Here is a 12,798-nt window from a genome sequence, read left to right on the forward strand (position 1 = left end):
TCCGACCAGCCGGGAACCGTCGGCACGCGACTCGACCTGTACGGGCGGTGGCCCGCGGAGCCCACACTTCCACGCCCATCCGGCGATGCAAGCGCGGGGGCTCGACTCGACGACGCGGCGACGAGGGCGCCCGTAGAGCGCGACGCGTCTCGCGATCAGAGGTCGGGCAGAGCCCCCCGGCTCAGGTTCGTGACGGTCGCCGTCATCGCGCTCGCACGGTCGGACGCGAGGAACGCGACGGTCTCGCCGAGGGCGGTGAGCGTGAGCGCACCGCTCAGGAGCGCACCGGGAACCCCGGGTCCGCCCGTCGCCATGACGTCCTCGAGCGTCGAGCCGCGCGCCTCGGCCGCCCGCGACCACATCGCGCCTGCGTACGACCCGGCGGCCACGGAGCCCGGGATGGCATCGGCGCGGACGCAGACCACCCGCACTCCGTGCGGTCCGACCTCACCGGCCAGCTGCCGGGCGAACGCCTCGACGGCCGCGCACGCGGGACCGAACCCGTCGGACGGCAGTGCGACCCGGGCCGCCGTGGTCGAGAGCAGGACGATGACGCCGTGCCCGACGGCGGTCATGTGGATGCCTGCCGTCGCGCCGGCCACGTATGCGTTCGTCGCGATCGACGCGATCGGTGCCAGGTAGTCCGCGAGTCCAACCTCTCGCAGGGGCACGCCCTGGACGTGGTCCTGACCTGTTGCGTCGACCACGATGTGGAAGTCGCCGGCCTCGTCGACCACGCCGTGCAGAAACGCGCTGACTGCGTCCCAGTCGGCGAGGTCGACGGCCGCGGCGGACGCCCTCCCGCCGGACGCCATGATCTCGTCGGCGACCGTCTGCGCCGCCGCCGACGCGCGGCCAGTCAGGTAGACCCGTGCGCCCTCTCTCGCGAGCGCCCTCGCCACCGCGCCCCCGACGGCGCCGCCGCCGCCATGCACCACTGCCACCCGCCCCGTGAGCTCCATGACCTGATGACGCGCGATACCCGCTCGATCGACAAGCCGCCCTTCACCAATCACGTTCGCCCGACTGGTCGCCTACTGCGCCGTGGCGGACAGCCCCCGCAGGAGGACGTCGAGCGCGAACGTGAGCTCGGCGTCCGGGTCGGACCAGTCGCGGTCCATCGCGGACGCGAGCACGGGGTGCCGCGCGGCGATCGCGTCCGGGAGCCACTCGGGCGGTGCGGACCCCGAGACGCCGGCGACGGCCGCGTGGCTGCGGACCAGGCCGTCGAGAAGCAGGGCCACCCGCATGCCGTCGATCCCGGGCGCGTCCTCGAGCGCCTCGACCAGCGAAGCGATCCACCCGATCGGGTTCGGCACGCGGGGCGCGCCGGTCGGCACCACCTGCGCGAGCCAGGGATGCAACCGGTAGCGCTCACGCAGCGCCGTCGCCCACTCGCGGGCGGCGTCCTGCCAGGTGCCGGCCGCCAGCGTCGGCGGCTCGCCGACCGCGACCTCGACCATGAGCTCGACCAGGACGTCCTTGGAGTCGACGTACCGATAGAGCGCCGAGGTGGTCATCCCGAGGCCGGCGGCGACGTGGGCGAGCGTCACGCCGTCCAGCCCGTGCGCGTCGGCGAGGCCGACCGCGGCGTCCGCTACCTGCGGCAGCGACAGCCGCGGCCGCGGCCCTCGGGCAGCACCGCCCTCGGTGCCCCACAGGGCTCGTAGCGTCTTCGACCCGTCCCCTTGACCTGCCATGGCGCCCATCGTACGGTATTTCTGTCAATGTGAATCACATTCACAGTTAAGATTTCCCAAGGAGATGGCCATGATCGTTCTCGTCACCGGCGCGTCCTCCGGCATCGGCCGGCGCACCGCGCAGCTGCTCGCCGACGCAGGTCACCAGGTCTACGGCGCGGCCCGTCGCACGCACGATGTCCCCACGGGGGTCGTCCCGGTCCCCCTCGACCTCACCGACGACGCGTCCGTCGATGCGGCCATGCGCCGGGTGCTCGACGATTCCGGCGCCATCGACGTCCTCGTCAACTGCGCCGGGTACGGCGAGTTCGGCTCTGTCGAGGAGACGTCGATCGACGACGCCCGCCGGCAGCTCGAGGTCAACGTGCTGGGCGCGGCCCGGCTGATCCAGGCTGTCCTGCCGGGCATGCGCGCGGCCGGCTCGGGCCGCATCGTCAACGTGTCGTCGCTCGCCGGCGAGTTCGCCGCGCCGCTCGGCGGCTGGTACCACGCGTCGAAGTTCGCGCTCGAGGCACTGTCCGACTCCCTGCGCGGCGAGGTCGCCCAGTTCGGCATCGACGTCGCCGTCGTCCAGCCCAGCTACGTCGACACCGGCTGGCACGACACGGCGATGGATCGGCTGTCCGAGGCGTCCGGCGCCGGCCCGTACCAGCGGATGGCTGAGCGGATGCGGGCGTACTTCGCGAGCGGCCCGGTCGCCCGACAGATGAGCAGCGTCGATCAGGTCGCGCTGGTCGTCGCCCGTGCGGCGCAGGAGCGCAAACCGAAGACCCGGTACCGCGTCGGCAAGGGCGCGCGCCTCGCCGTCGCGCTCGCCACGTACCTGCCGGACCGCACGTTCGACGCCCTCACGCGCGCCCAGTTCGGCTACGGACGGCCCGAGGCGGCGTAGACGGGCCCGCCGTGTGGCGTCGGCTGCCGTCGGTCCTCCCCGACCCCGGATACTGCGTCGACGTAGCAGGGCGTTCTCCAGCCCGCGGGTCTCGCCCGGTTGGGGTCGCCGCTACTTCTTCTTACGGTCCGCGGCCTCGCGTCGGCGACGGTGGGGATCACGCTTGACGCGGTCCGCAGTGCGGCACGACTTGCCCGGAGCCGCATGGCACCGGGGGCACTCGACATCAAGGGGCTTGGCCATGAGCCGGACGATAGACGGTGAAGATGAACACCCGCCACGCCCTGCCGGGGCCGCGACAACAAAGGATCCCAGGGCGATCAGCCCGACCACCCTCGCCGACTAGCGTCCCGTTCGTGCGGCGTAGGCGCGCTTCATCTTGACGCGGTTGCCGCAGTCGATCATCGAGCACCACCGGCCCGAGCGGTTGCGCGAGGCGTCGTAGTAGGCCCACCGGCACTCGTCGCGAGCGCAGACCTTCAGGCGCTCCCACACGCCCTCGGTCCGAGCCTGGTCGACGGCCGACACGAGCGCGGCGAGCACGTCGTCCACCGGGCCGGGGTGAGCGGGGGCGAGCGTCCGGCCCCCTGTCGCGTCGAACCTCGCGACCAGAGCGGTGGAGCCCAGTGCGGAGTTCAGCCCGCCCAGGGCCGCCGTGTCGGGAGCGTGCCCGGCGTTGAGGAGCAGGAGCTGCCGCAGGCCTTCCCGCACGGCGACGGCGCGCCGGCGGTCGGCCTCGCTCGGCTCCGTGCCCGCTCGAGTCAGACCGTGCCGCTGCAGCCACGCACCGAGCCCGGCCGCGGTCGCCAGCCCGTCCGTGCCGGCCGCGAGGTCGGCCGAGTTCACGAAGTCCTTGACCACGAGCGCCGGTGCGGGGATGGCCGCCCGGATGGTGGGGTCCGCACTGTCGACGTCGCGCATGACACCAGCGTACATCTATAACTGGTGTGACACCGACGATTGGGCTTCACTGGTGTGATGAGCGACATCGAGAACCGCGCCGGCGCTCGCGAGTGGACCGGCCTCGCCGTCCTGGTGCTCCCCTGCCTCGTGGTGTCCATGGGCGCGGGCGTCCTGCACCTGGCGATCCCCGAGATCTCCCAGGCGCTGCGACCGACGAACGAGCAGCTGCTGTGGGTGGTCCAGGGCTACGTGTTCTTCCTCGCCGGATCGCTGATGACGATGGGTGCGTTGGCGGACCGGATCGGGCGCCGACGGCTGCTGCTGCTCGGCGGGGCGGCGTACGGGCTGCTGTCCGTCCTGGCGGCCCTGTCGACGTCCTCGGCGATGCTGATCGGGACACGCATGCTGCTCGGCGTCGCGGGCGCCACCCTCATGCCCTCGACGTTGTCGCTGATCCGCTCGATGTTCCGCGACCCGAGGCAGCGCAACACGGCGCTCGGGGTGTGGACGGCGAGCTTCGCGCTCGGCGGGGTGATCGGGCCGATCGTCGGCGGCCTGCTGCTCGGCGCCTTCTGGTGGGGGTCGGTGTTCTTCATCGCTCCCCCGGTGATGCTCGCGCTGGTCGTCCTCGGTCGACGCCTGCTCCCGGAGTTCCGTGACCCGGCCGCCGAGCCGCTCGACGTGGTGAGCGCGCTGCTGTCCTTGGTCGCGGTCCTGCTCGTGGTGTACGCGATCAGCAGGACGGCGGAGTCGGGTGCCGGCCCCGCGCCGTTGGGTGCGCTGGCAGTCGGGACGGCCACCGGCGCCCTCTTCCTCCGCCGTCAACGCCGCCGCCCGACGTTCGGTCTGGAGCTCTTCGAGCGCCGCGCCTTCACCGTCCCGCTGGTGACGAACGCGATCGCGTTCTTCGTCCTGTACGGCATGCAGTTCGTCGACGGCCAGTACCTGCAGCTGGTGCTCGGGCTCTCCCCGCTGCAGGCCGGGCTCTGGACCATCCCGTCCGCGCTCGGCTACATGCTCGGATCGGCACTGGCCCCCCGGATCGCGAACCGGTTGTCCCCTCGCGCCGCCCTCGGAGCCAGCGTGCTCGTGTCGGCGGCCGGGTTCGGGCTGCTGGTGGGCGTGCCCGCCGGCGGAGGGCTGCCTCTCTTCGTCGTCGCGACGGTCGTCCTGTCGATCGGCCTGGCCCCGGTGTACGTCGTCGCCACGGGGCTGGCCGTGTCCGCCGCTCCCGAGCGCCACGCCGGCAGGGCGTCGGCACTCCTCGAGACGTGCACCGAGCTCGGGGGCGCCCTCGGCATCGCCGTTCTCGGGAGCGTCGCCGGTGTCGTGTTCCGCACCCGGATGACGGACACTCCGCCGGCAGGCATATCCGCCGAGGCCTGGCGCGAGGCCCGCAGCACCATCGGTCGCTCCGTCGACGTCGCGCGCGACCTGCCCGCGCCCCTCGCCGCTGACCTCCTCGACGCCGCGCGCTCCGCCTACTCCGCCGCGATGCAGACGGTCCCGCTCGTCGGCTCCGTGCTCCTCCTCGCGACAGCCGGCGCCGTCGTCGTGCTGCTGCGCCGTAGCGCGTCCGACTCTCCCCGAGCGCACCGGTCGCAGGAGGTATCGCGGGCGCGAGCCGGTGGGCGAGACGACCGCGCTCAGGTCGATCAGGTCGTGCCACGACGAGCCCGTCGCGAGAGTCAGTCCTCCTGAGCCTCGAGCTCACCGACGACCTCGTCGACCCACCGAGCGACGTGCTCCGGGTCGCGCCAGTCTCCTGACTTCGTCTTCGCCATCGCGCTCGCGGGGAAGCCCTTGGCGTCGGGCTCCAGGCGTCCGCCGAATGTCTGGACTCCCCGCGCGCCTACGCGCTGGGCCGCATCCTTGACCTGCGTCACGGGCGGGATCTGCCGCTCTTCCGCGGTGCCGTCGAGCGGACCCGTGGCGACGATCCACACCGGCAGCTCGGAGAGTCGACGTGCCAGGCGCTTGACGAACTTTCGGGCGTCCTTGTGCCAGCGGCCCGCGTAGAGCGCACCGGCGACGATGACCGCATCGACGTCCTGGAGATCCTCGACGCTTCCCGCCGGCAGCACGACTGACCTGTGCCCGCGTGCCCGCAGGTCTTCCCCGATCAGTTCTGCGAGCCCCTGGGTGCCGCCTCGAGATGTCCCGTATGCCACAAGTACGTGGGTCACGATGTCCTCCGTCCACTGACCGCTCGCGCACCGCGAGCATCAGCTCGATCGTCGATCGGGCCGGAGCGGCACGGCAGGGCCGGAGGTCCCGACCTCGCGCGCGCTTCACCCGCGCGCGCCGTTGGCCCCGCCACACGGACAGGTCATCACCCCGTCGTGGTCTCGACGTGAGGCGACGTGGGAGGCGCAGGGCGCGGCATGGCCGTGGCTGCCAGCGCGGAGCTATGGTCGAACCGGACCGACCCACGGTCGCGGACGATGCCTCGGGGAGGCTGTCATGCACGAGCTCATCGGCATTCTGCGGGACGACGAACGCGACCTGATCCGTGAGACCGAGCCCGACCGGATGCAGGAGCTCGACGAGGACGCGCTCATCGCGCTGCACTCGCGAGTCCGGCGTGCTCGCAAGAAGTACCAGTCCAACTACCGTCGTCAGGCCGCCGCGGGCGTCGCCGAGCACGGCGGCCGGGGCAAGTCCCGACCCAAGAACACGAAGGCCGCCCAGAAGGCGGAGATCTTCGAGGACGCCCTGGCGCGGGTGAGCGGGCTTCTCGAGACGCTCGCGCGGCAGGCGGCGGAGGAGCTCAAGGTGGAGCGGCTCGCCGCCGCCCGCGCCAACCGGTCGACGGGGCCTGAGAGCAGTCCCGAGTCATCGACGCCGCTCGACACCGGGATCCCGCGCGAGCACCAGCAGACGTCGGGCGGCGCCAAGCGGGACGCCTCGTCCCAGGCCGCCGGCGCTCGACGCCAAGCCAGCCGCGACGGCCGCTGAACGTCGCCTACCAGCGCTGCTCGACATCCTCCGCGGAGCCCAGGAGCCCGTCGAAGGACAGGCGTGAGCCGTCGTCGAGGATCACCCACCCCGACCAGTGCCCGAAGCACTGGTGCGTCGACGAGCGCACGACCCGCAGGTCGGTGAGCGACGCGCGGTCGTGGAACGGCGTGAAGGTGAGGTCGGCCGACGCACCGCTCACGTGCCACGGGTCGGTCCATGCACCGGGCGTCCACGACCACGTCAGGTCCTCGCGCAGCTTGTGCAGCCGCCCGTCGACGAAGACCGCGTTCTCCGTCGACCCGGTCCCGTCGGTCCACCTGCCGCCCAGCTGCAGGGCGACCTCGCTCGTGCCGACGAACCCGGCGCCGAAGCCCCAGTTCCAGGCGAGCTCGCGCGGCCAGTAGCCACGCCCGTGGTCGAGGACGGCCCACGAGCCCGACGCCACGTCGTGCGTCACGCCGTCGACCCGCAGCCGTCCCTGCGCCGGCCGGCCGACGTCCTTGACGGTGTACTGGAACGTCCGGTCGTCCCACGGCACCACGACGCCCAGACGCTCGCGGCCCGGCGGCAGCGCCGCTACGACATCGAGCCGCACGCGGTCGGTCGAGGGGCGCAACCGCGTCCCCTGCGCCTGCTCGTCGAACCGGAGGTGGACCTGCCTCGACGACGCCGACGCCGGTCCGCGCCCCAGGGTGCCGGGCAGCCGCGTGCCCACCGCGAAGGGCACGACGGCGACGGCGTCGACCTCCTCGCCGGTCGCCCGATCCAGCACCCATACCTGGCTGAGGCCCGCGTAGTCGAGCGACGAGACGGTCAGGCCGACGACGTGCGTCCCGGTGAGCAGCGCCCAGTACTCCCAGCGCTTGGCGCGGCCCCACCGCCGAGCCACCCGCCCCACGCGGTCCGTCTCGTGCAGCGGCGTGCGGGTCCACCCGACCGCGGCGGGGTTGAGCGCCCCGGACGGCAGCTGCAGCGCGACGGGCTCGGTGATCTCGTGGGCATCGGTGGCCATGCGCACATCCTGCCGCGAGCCCGCTCAGGACACCGGCTCGTGGCGGCGTCCCCGAACGCGCCCGACGTGCGCGGTCGGCCCGGGTGATCGACAGTGGTCCGACGGCGAAGCAGCGGCAGGCGTCCGCGACGGCGCCGGGCCGGGGGCGCTCGTCGTCGCGGGCGCTGCCGACGCCCTGGGGTACGGCGGCGCGGCCGTCGACCACGTCGTCGTCACGTGCGAGACCGCGCGCACGTCTCGGCTCCACCGGCGTCCGGCGTAGTCATCAGGGGGTCAGGACGATCCGGCCGAACACGTTGCCGGCGTCCATCCGGCGGTGGGCCTCGGCGGCCGAGCCCAGGGGCAGGACGTCGTCGACGACGGCAGCGAGCTGTCCGCGTGCGGCCGCGGCGAAGGACTCCGCGCGGACCTGATCGCGATCCGCGACCGGGACGGTGCTGAGGCTGAACGTGGCGAACGAGCGCGACTGCTGGAACGCGTCCAGCAGACGCATGCCGAACTCCGCCGGCGGGAACCTTGCGACCATGCCGACGGCGACCAGGCGCCCGTCGGGCGCGAGCCGGTCGAGGAAGATCGGCAGGCCGAGCCCGCCGACGACGTCGAGGACCACGTCGAAGAACGCCGGTGCCGCCGGGTCGCCGTGGCCCGCGCGATCGAGCACGTGAGTGGCGCCGAGCGCCTGCAGCCTGGAACCGCGCTCCTGCGAGGACGTCGTGACGGCCACCGCTCCGGCGCCGGCGCGCGCGGCGAGCTGGACGGCGGCGATCCCGAGGCTGCCCGCCGCCCCCCGGACGAGGACCGCCTCGCCCGGAGCGAACCGGGCGTGTCTGAGGGCGAAGTGCGCGACCGGCGCCCCGCTGCCGAGCGTGACCGCATCGACGGAGGACAGACCGTCGGGAAGCGCCACCGTATCGGCGACCGCCGCGACCGCCAGCTCGACATACCCGCCGCCCACCCCCGTGAACGCCCAGACGCGACGCCCGACCCATGCCGGGTCGACGCCGTCGCCGACACCGCTCACCCTCCCGGCGACCTCGCTGCCCGGCACCATGCCCGCACTGAACCCGTGCCCACCGAGCGTCCCCCGGCGGATCATCGCGTCGACCCCACCGACCCCGATCGCCTCCGTCCGGATCATGACCTGCCCCGCGGCAGGGCGCGGGGTCGGCAGGTCGACGACCTGCATGCCGCTCGGGTCGCCGAGCTGCTGGATCGCTACTGCTCGCACGGTTGCCTCCATCCGGTCCGTCACCTGCGTTACCGTCGGGACGCTAACGGACGCCCGCGTCCACTTCGGCGGAAGTGAGAGCCATGACGGAGCAACCGGCTCACATGCTGCGAGCCGACGCGCGAGACAACCGCGACAAGACCCTCGAGGCAGCGCGCGCGCTGTTCGCCGAGCTCGGCCTGGAGGTCACCATGCGGGAGATCGCGAGGAAGGCCGGCGTCGGGCCTGCGACGGTGTACAGAAGGTTCCCCACCAAGCAGCACCTCGTCCTCGAGGTGTTCGCGGACGAGATGCGGGCGTGCCGCGCGATCGTCGACGACGCCTGCGCCGACCCCGACCCGTGGCGAGGGTTCCGCACGGTCGTCGAGGAGCTGACCGCTCTGAACGTCGAGAACAGGGCGTTCGTCGAGGTGTTCCTGTCGGCGAACGCGGACCTCGAGACGCTCGCCACGCACCGCGCCGATCTCCTGCGGGAGCTGGCCGCGCTCGCCGCGCGCGCTCAGACGGCAGGCGCCCTGCGCCGGGACTTCGTCATCGACGACCTCGTCCTCGTTCTGCTGGCCGCTCGCGCCCTGTCGGCCACACCCTCGGCCGACCCGCCCGCCGCCGCGCGCCGACTCGCGGCCCTCGCCATCGACGCCTTCCGTGCGTCCGACGCCCATGCGACCCTCCCCCGTGCGCCTGGGCTCGCCGCGCGGCTCTGAGCACGACGGCCCCTCCCCCGCGCCCCCGAGCTCCGGCGCGGTCGTGGTCGTCGAGGAGCCCGTGTCCCCCGCGCGAGCTACCGCGACTGTCCACCGGGCGGTGACTCGCTGGGCCTACCCGGATCCCTAGCGTCCTGGAAGAGCCGCAGCACCGAGCTGCGGCACCTGGGAAGGGACACGTCGTGCGTCTGGTGAAGCAGCTCGGAACGGTCGGGGGGGTCGCCCTGGTCGGAGGCCTGGTGGTCCATGCGGTCGAGGGGAGCTGGCTCCTCTCGCTCCTGCTGGGCCCGGCGACGGCGGCGCTCACCCTCCTCGCGTACGCGTGGGTGGTGCGCAGGACCGAGGGTCGGGAACCGGTCGAGGTCGGGTCGGCGGGGGCGGGATCGGCCTTCGGCAGGGGGCTCGCGATCGGGACGCTGATGTTCGTGGCCGTCATCGCAAGCCTCGCCCTAGTCGGCAGCTACGAGATCGTCGGCCGCGGGTCCGTCCCCGTCGCCCTGGGGTACCTCGGCGTCACGGCCGCCGCCGCCGTGTCCGAGGAGCTCGTGTTCCGCGGCGTTCTGTTCCGGATCGTCGAAGAGCGCGCCGGGACGTGGGGTGCGCTGCTGCTGACCGCCGCGTTGTTCGGCGCGTTGCACCTGCTCAACCCCGACGCGACGCTGTGGGGGGCGTTCGCGATCGCCGTCGAGGCTGGCGGCATGCTGGCCGCCGCGTACGCCGCGACCCGCACCCTGTGGTTGCCGATCGGCCTGCACCTCGGCTGGAACTTCGCCGCGGCCGGCATCTTCGGCACCGTGGTCTCGGGCAGCGACACCCCGCAGGGTCTGCTGCACGGCGCGACGTCCGGGCCCGTCATCCTGTCCGGCGGCGCGTTCGGCCCGGAGGCGAGCGTGTTCGCCTTGCTGGCGGGGTTGGTGATGACCGCCGTGTTCCTGCGACTTGCCCACCGACGCGGTCGCCTGGTGCCGCGCCGGGCGCGCGCCGCGCGAGCCCGGTCGACCGTTACGGTCTGACCGTGATCGACTTCCGTCGGGCGTCCGCGACGTGGCACGGGTACGACGTCGTCGTCCGAGACCTTCCGCTCGCCGTCATCCTCGGGGTCGGGTCGTTCGTCGGGGCGCTGCACGACCAGGGCACACAGCTCGGTGACCTGCCGGACCGTCCGATGGACGCGGTCGCCGTCGCGGTGGTCGCGCTCGAGTGCCTCCCGCTGGCCGTCCGCCGCCGGTGGCCCGCCGTCTGCCTGGCGCTGGTGTCGCTCGGCTTCGCCGTCGACCAGGTCCGCGGCTACCACACGGTCGCCGGCATCGCGCTGCCGATCGCGCTGCTCAGCGCGGCGGCGCACCTGGAGCGCCACCGGCGCATCACGCTGGTCGTCGCCTCCGCCGCGTACGTGGCGCTGGCGGTCGCGCTCGCCCGGCAGGGTTCGGCCGAGGGCGTCGCGGGGTTCGTAACGTTCTACCTGGTGCTGGCCGTCGCGTGGGGCATCGGCGCATGGCTCCGGCAGACGAGGGCGGCCGAGGCCGAGCACCGCCGGCGCGTCGCCGAGACCACCCGCGCCGCCGAACGCGCCCGCCTCGCCGCCGAGCTGCACGACGTCGTCACGCACCACGTCACGGCGATGGTCGTGCAGGCGGAGGCGGCACGGTACCTGATCGCCGATCCTGACCGCCTCGACTCGACCCTCACGGCCGTCACCGACACCGGGCGTCGGGCGATCGGTGATCTGCGGACCCTGCTCGACGTGCTCAACCCGGACCACACCGGTTCGCGGACGCCCGCCGTCGGCCGGCTCGACGTGCTGGTCGAGCAGACCCGCCAGGCGGGCCAGCCGGTGGAGTACGTCGCGGAGGGCACGGCACCCGACGATCCCGGCAGCGCCGAGATCGTCGCCTACCGAGTGGTCCAGGAGAGCCTGACCAACGCGCTCAAGCACGCCCACGGCAGCCGCACAGTCGTCCGCGTCCACCACGACTCCGAGGGCATCACCGTCGAGGTCAGCACCGACGGCTCCACCTCGCCCACCACGTCACCGGGCGGGAGCGGGCGGGGTCTGGCCGGGCTCCGGGAGCGTGTCGCCCTGCTCGGTGGCGAGCTCAGCGCGGGTCCTCGCTCCGGCGGCGAGTTCGTCGTCCGCGCCCAGATCCCCGCCACGGGCCGATCGTGACTGTGCCCATCGACGGGGCCGTCGACGTGCCGATCCGCGTGCTCGTCTGCGACGACCAGGCCCTCATCCGCACGGGTTTCGCGACGATCATCGACGCTCAGCCCGATCTCGAGGTCGTCGGAGAGTGCGGCGACGGGCGCGCGGCGGTCGACCTGACCCGCCGGCTGCGGCCGGACGTCGTGGTGATGGACGTGCGCATGCCCGTGCTCGACGGCATCGAAGCGACCCGTCTGCTGGCCGGCGCGGGCGTGGCGGACCCCGTCAAGGTCCTCGTCGTCACGACGTTCAACCTGGACGAGTACGTGTACGAGGCGCTGCGCGCAGGTGCGAGCGGCTTCCTGCTCAAGGACGCCCCGGCCGCCTCGCTCCTCGCCGGGATCCGCACCGTCGCGGCCGGTGCCGCACTGCTGGCGCCCGAGGTCACACGTCAGCTCGTCGGTCGCTACGCCGACCGCATCAGCCCCCCGCATCGCCCGACCGGCGACGACCGGCTCGCCCCGCGCGAGCTCGAGGTGCTCCGCCTGCTCGCCGCCGGGATGTCCAACAGCGAGATCGCCGAGGCGCTCGTCCTCAGCCCCGAGACCGTCAAGACGTACGTGTCGCGCATCCTCACGAAGCTCGACCTTCGCGACCGCGTGCAAGCCGTGGTCTACGCCTACCGCACGGGCCTGGCGACCTGAGGCCGCACCGCCTCCGCCGGCGCCGCTGAGCGGCTCTCGTCCCAGGCCACGATCCGGGCGAGCAGCGGCACAGCTGCCGCGATCGTGGCCTTCTCCTGGGGATCGAGCGCCTCGGCGAGCGCCTGGGTGAGCCAGTCCGTCCGGCGGCGGCGTTCCCGCTCCAGCGCGGCGCGACCCTCCGCGGTCAGCGCCAGCGGCGACTTGCGAGCGTCCTGGGGATCGGTCGTGCGTTCGACGAGCCCCTCCGTCTCGAGCGTCCGGACGGTGCGGGCCATCGACTGCGGCCGCACTCGCTGCGCGGCGGCGAGCTGGCTGGTGGTGAGGGGCCCGTCGCGATCGAGCAGCCCCAGCACGGCGCTGACGGCCTGGGGCCGGGGGTCCTCGGCGCGGCCGCGTCGGACGAGCCGGCCGAGCTGGAGGCGGAGCTCCGCGGCGAGCAGGGCGTTGTCCATGAGCGGAGCCTACGACGTCGAACAGCACAACTGCGCAGCCTTGCTTGACATCTCAGGTCGTCTCGATAGACAGTCTTGCTGTACTTTTCGCCCGCGAGT

Annotated in this window: 14 protein-coding genes and 1 pseudogene; 7 read left to right on the forward strand and 8 right to left on the reverse strand. The window is 73.2% G+C overall.

Annotated elements, in window-relative coordinates; genetic code table 11:
• Positions 1-155: 155 nt before the first annotated feature.
• Positions 156-962: an SDR family NAD(P)-dependent oxidoreductase gene (locus AC1DQC_RS05615; RefSeq protein ID WP_477050234.1), complete on the reverse strand. Its 807-nt coding sequence runs from the start codon at positions 960-962 to the stop codon at positions 156-158.
• A 72-nt stretch (positions 963-1,034) separates the two neighbouring features.
• Positions 1,035-1,700, reverse strand: a complete 666-nt coding sequence (locus tag AC1DQC_RS05620) for a TetR/AcrR family transcriptional regulator (RefSeq protein WP_477050235.1) — start codon at positions 1,698-1,700, stop codon at positions 1,035-1,037.
• A 70-nt stretch (positions 1,701-1,770) separates the two neighbouring features.
• On the opposite strand from AC1DQC_RS05620, the gene AC1DQC_RS05625 reads away from it, so the two are divergent.
• Entirely contained in the window at positions 1,771-2,592 is an 822-nt protein-coding gene (locus AC1DQC_RS05625) for an oxidoreductase (RefSeq protein WP_477050236.1), read from the forward strand.
• Positions 2,593-2,703: 111 nt separating this feature from the next.
• Here AC1DQC_RS05625 and AC1DQC_RS05630 read toward each other — a convergent pair whose 3' ends face one another.
• Complete coding sequence (locus tag AC1DQC_RS05630) at positions 2,704-2,835, reverse strand: zinc finger domain-containing protein (protein ID WP_477050237.1); 132 nt, start codon at positions 2,833-2,835, stop codon at positions 2,704-2,706.
• A gap of 99 nt (positions 2,836-2,934) precedes the next feature.
• On the reverse strand, positions 2,935-3,513 hold the full coding sequence (locus AC1DQC_RS05635; protein ID WP_477050238.1) for a CGNR zinc finger domain-containing protein: 579 nt from the start codon (positions 3,511-3,513) through the stop codon (positions 2,935-2,937).
• 57 nt (positions 3,514-3,570) lie between these two features.
• Between AC1DQC_RS05635 and AC1DQC_RS05640 the strand changes: the two are divergent.
• A pseudogene (locus AC1DQC_RS05640) lies at positions 3,571-5,064 on the forward strand (MFS transporter); the annotation flags it as partial.
• A gap of 119 nt (positions 5,065-5,183) precedes the next feature.
• Here the strand turns inward: AC1DQC_RS05640 and AC1DQC_RS05645 are convergent.
• A complete protein-coding gene (locus tag AC1DQC_RS05645; RefSeq protein ID WP_477050239.1) occupies positions 5,184-5,681 on the reverse strand; it encodes a flavodoxin domain-containing protein in 498 nt (165 codons plus the stop codon).
• A 277-nt stretch (positions 5,682-5,958) separates the two neighbouring features.
• Between AC1DQC_RS05645 and AC1DQC_RS05650 the strand changes: the two genes are divergently transcribed.
• Complete coding sequence (locus AC1DQC_RS05650) at positions 5,959-6,453, forward strand: hypothetical protein (RefSeq protein WP_477050240.1); 495 nt, start codon at positions 5,959-5,961, stop codon at positions 6,451-6,453.
• Positions 6,454-6,460: 7 nt separating this feature from the next.
• On the opposite strand, the gene AC1DQC_RS05655 is transcribed toward AC1DQC_RS05650, so the two are convergent.
• Together AC1DQC_RS05655 and AC1DQC_RS05660 are read right to left on the reverse strand one after the other, a co-directional pair.
• Entirely contained in the window at positions 6,461-7,468 is a 1,008-nt protein-coding gene (locus AC1DQC_RS05655; protein WP_477050241.1) for a DUF2804 domain-containing protein, read from the reverse strand.
• Between the two features lie 265 nt (positions 7,469-7,733).
• On the reverse strand, positions 7,734-8,696 hold the full coding sequence (locus tag AC1DQC_RS05660) for a zinc-binding dehydrogenase (protein WP_477050242.1): 963 nt from the start codon (positions 8,694-8,696) through the stop codon (positions 7,734-7,736).
• An 83-nt stretch (positions 8,697-8,779) separates the two neighbouring features.
• Between AC1DQC_RS05660 and AC1DQC_RS05665 the strand changes: the two genes are divergently transcribed.
• The 4 genes from AC1DQC_RS05665 (at position 8,780) to AC1DQC_RS05680 (ending at position 12,247) form a co-directional block, all read left to right on the forward strand.
• A complete protein-coding gene (locus tag AC1DQC_RS05665; protein WP_477050243.1) occupies positions 8,780-9,400 on the forward strand; it encodes a TetR/AcrR family transcriptional regulator in 621 nt (206 codons plus the stop codon).
• A 191-nt stretch (positions 9,401-9,591) separates the two neighbouring features.
• Positions 9,592-10,413 carry a lysostaphin resistance A-like protein gene (locus AC1DQC_RS05670; protein WP_477050244.1) on the forward strand — a complete coding sequence of 274 codons (822 nt, stop codon included), beginning with the start codon at positions 9,592-9,594 and terminating at the stop codon, positions 10,411-10,413.
• Positions 10,414-10,415: 2 nt separating this feature from the next.
• Complete coding sequence (locus AC1DQC_RS05675; RefSeq protein ID WP_477050245.1) at positions 10,416-11,567, forward strand: sensor histidine kinase; 1,152 nt, start codon at positions 10,416-10,418, stop codon at positions 11,565-11,567.
• Positions 11,561-12,247: a response regulator gene (locus AC1DQC_RS05680; protein WP_477050300.1), complete on the forward strand. Its 687-nt coding sequence runs from the start codon at positions 11,561-11,563 to the stop codon at positions 12,245-12,247. The genes AC1DQC_RS05675 and AC1DQC_RS05680 overlap by 7 nt, the downstream gene beginning before the upstream one ends.
• On the opposite strand, the gene AC1DQC_RS05685 is transcribed toward AC1DQC_RS05680, so the two are convergent.
• Positions 12,223-12,699, reverse strand: a complete 477-nt coding sequence (locus AC1DQC_RS05685) for a MarR family winged helix-turn-helix transcriptional regulator (protein WP_477050246.1) — start codon at positions 12,697-12,699, stop codon at positions 12,223-12,225. The two genes, AC1DQC_RS05680 and AC1DQC_RS05685, sit on opposite strands and share 25 nt — an antisense overlap.
• Positions 12,700-12,798: the final 99 nt, after the last annotated feature.

Source organism: Cellulomonas sp. P4_H12, assembly GCF_056400905.1.

Excerpts from the sequence above, each read along its gene's own strand:
- AC1DQC_RS05615 (WP_477050234.1), bottom strand. The coding sequence starts at position 962 with ATGGAGCTCACGGGGCGGGTGGCAGTGGTGCATGGCGGCGGCGGCGCC.
- AC1DQC_RS05620 (WP_477050235.1), bottom strand. The coding sequence starts at position 1,700 with ATGGCAGGTCAAGGGGACGGGTCGAAGACGCTACGAGCCCTGTGGGGC.
- AC1DQC_RS05625 (WP_477050236.1), top strand. The coding sequence starts at position 1,771 with ATGATCGTTCTCGTCACCGGCGCGTCCTCCGGCATCGGCCGGCGCACC.
- AC1DQC_RS05630 (WP_477050237.1), bottom strand. The coding sequence starts at position 2,835 with ATGGCCAAGCCCCTTGATGTCGAGTGCCCCCGGTGCCATGCGGCTCCG.
- AC1DQC_RS05635 (WP_477050238.1), bottom strand. The coding sequence starts at position 3,513 with ATGCGCGACGTCGACAGTGCGGACCCCACCATCCGGGCGGCCATCCCC.
- AC1DQC_RS05650 (WP_477050240.1), top strand. The coding sequence starts at position 5,959 with ATGCACGAGCTCATCGGCATTCTGCGGGACGACGAACGCGACCTGATC.
- AC1DQC_RS05655 (WP_477050241.1), bottom strand. The coding sequence starts at position 7,468 with ATGGCCACCGATGCCCACGAGATCACCGAGCCCGTCGCGCTGCAGCTG.
- AC1DQC_RS05665 (WP_477050243.1), top strand. The coding sequence starts at position 8,780 with ATGACGGAGCAACCGGCTCACATGCTGCGAGCCGACGCGCGAGACAAC.
- AC1DQC_RS05685 (WP_477050246.1), bottom strand. The coding sequence starts at position 12,699 with ATGGACAACGCCCTGCTCGCCGCGGAGCTCCGCCTCCAGCTCGGCCGG.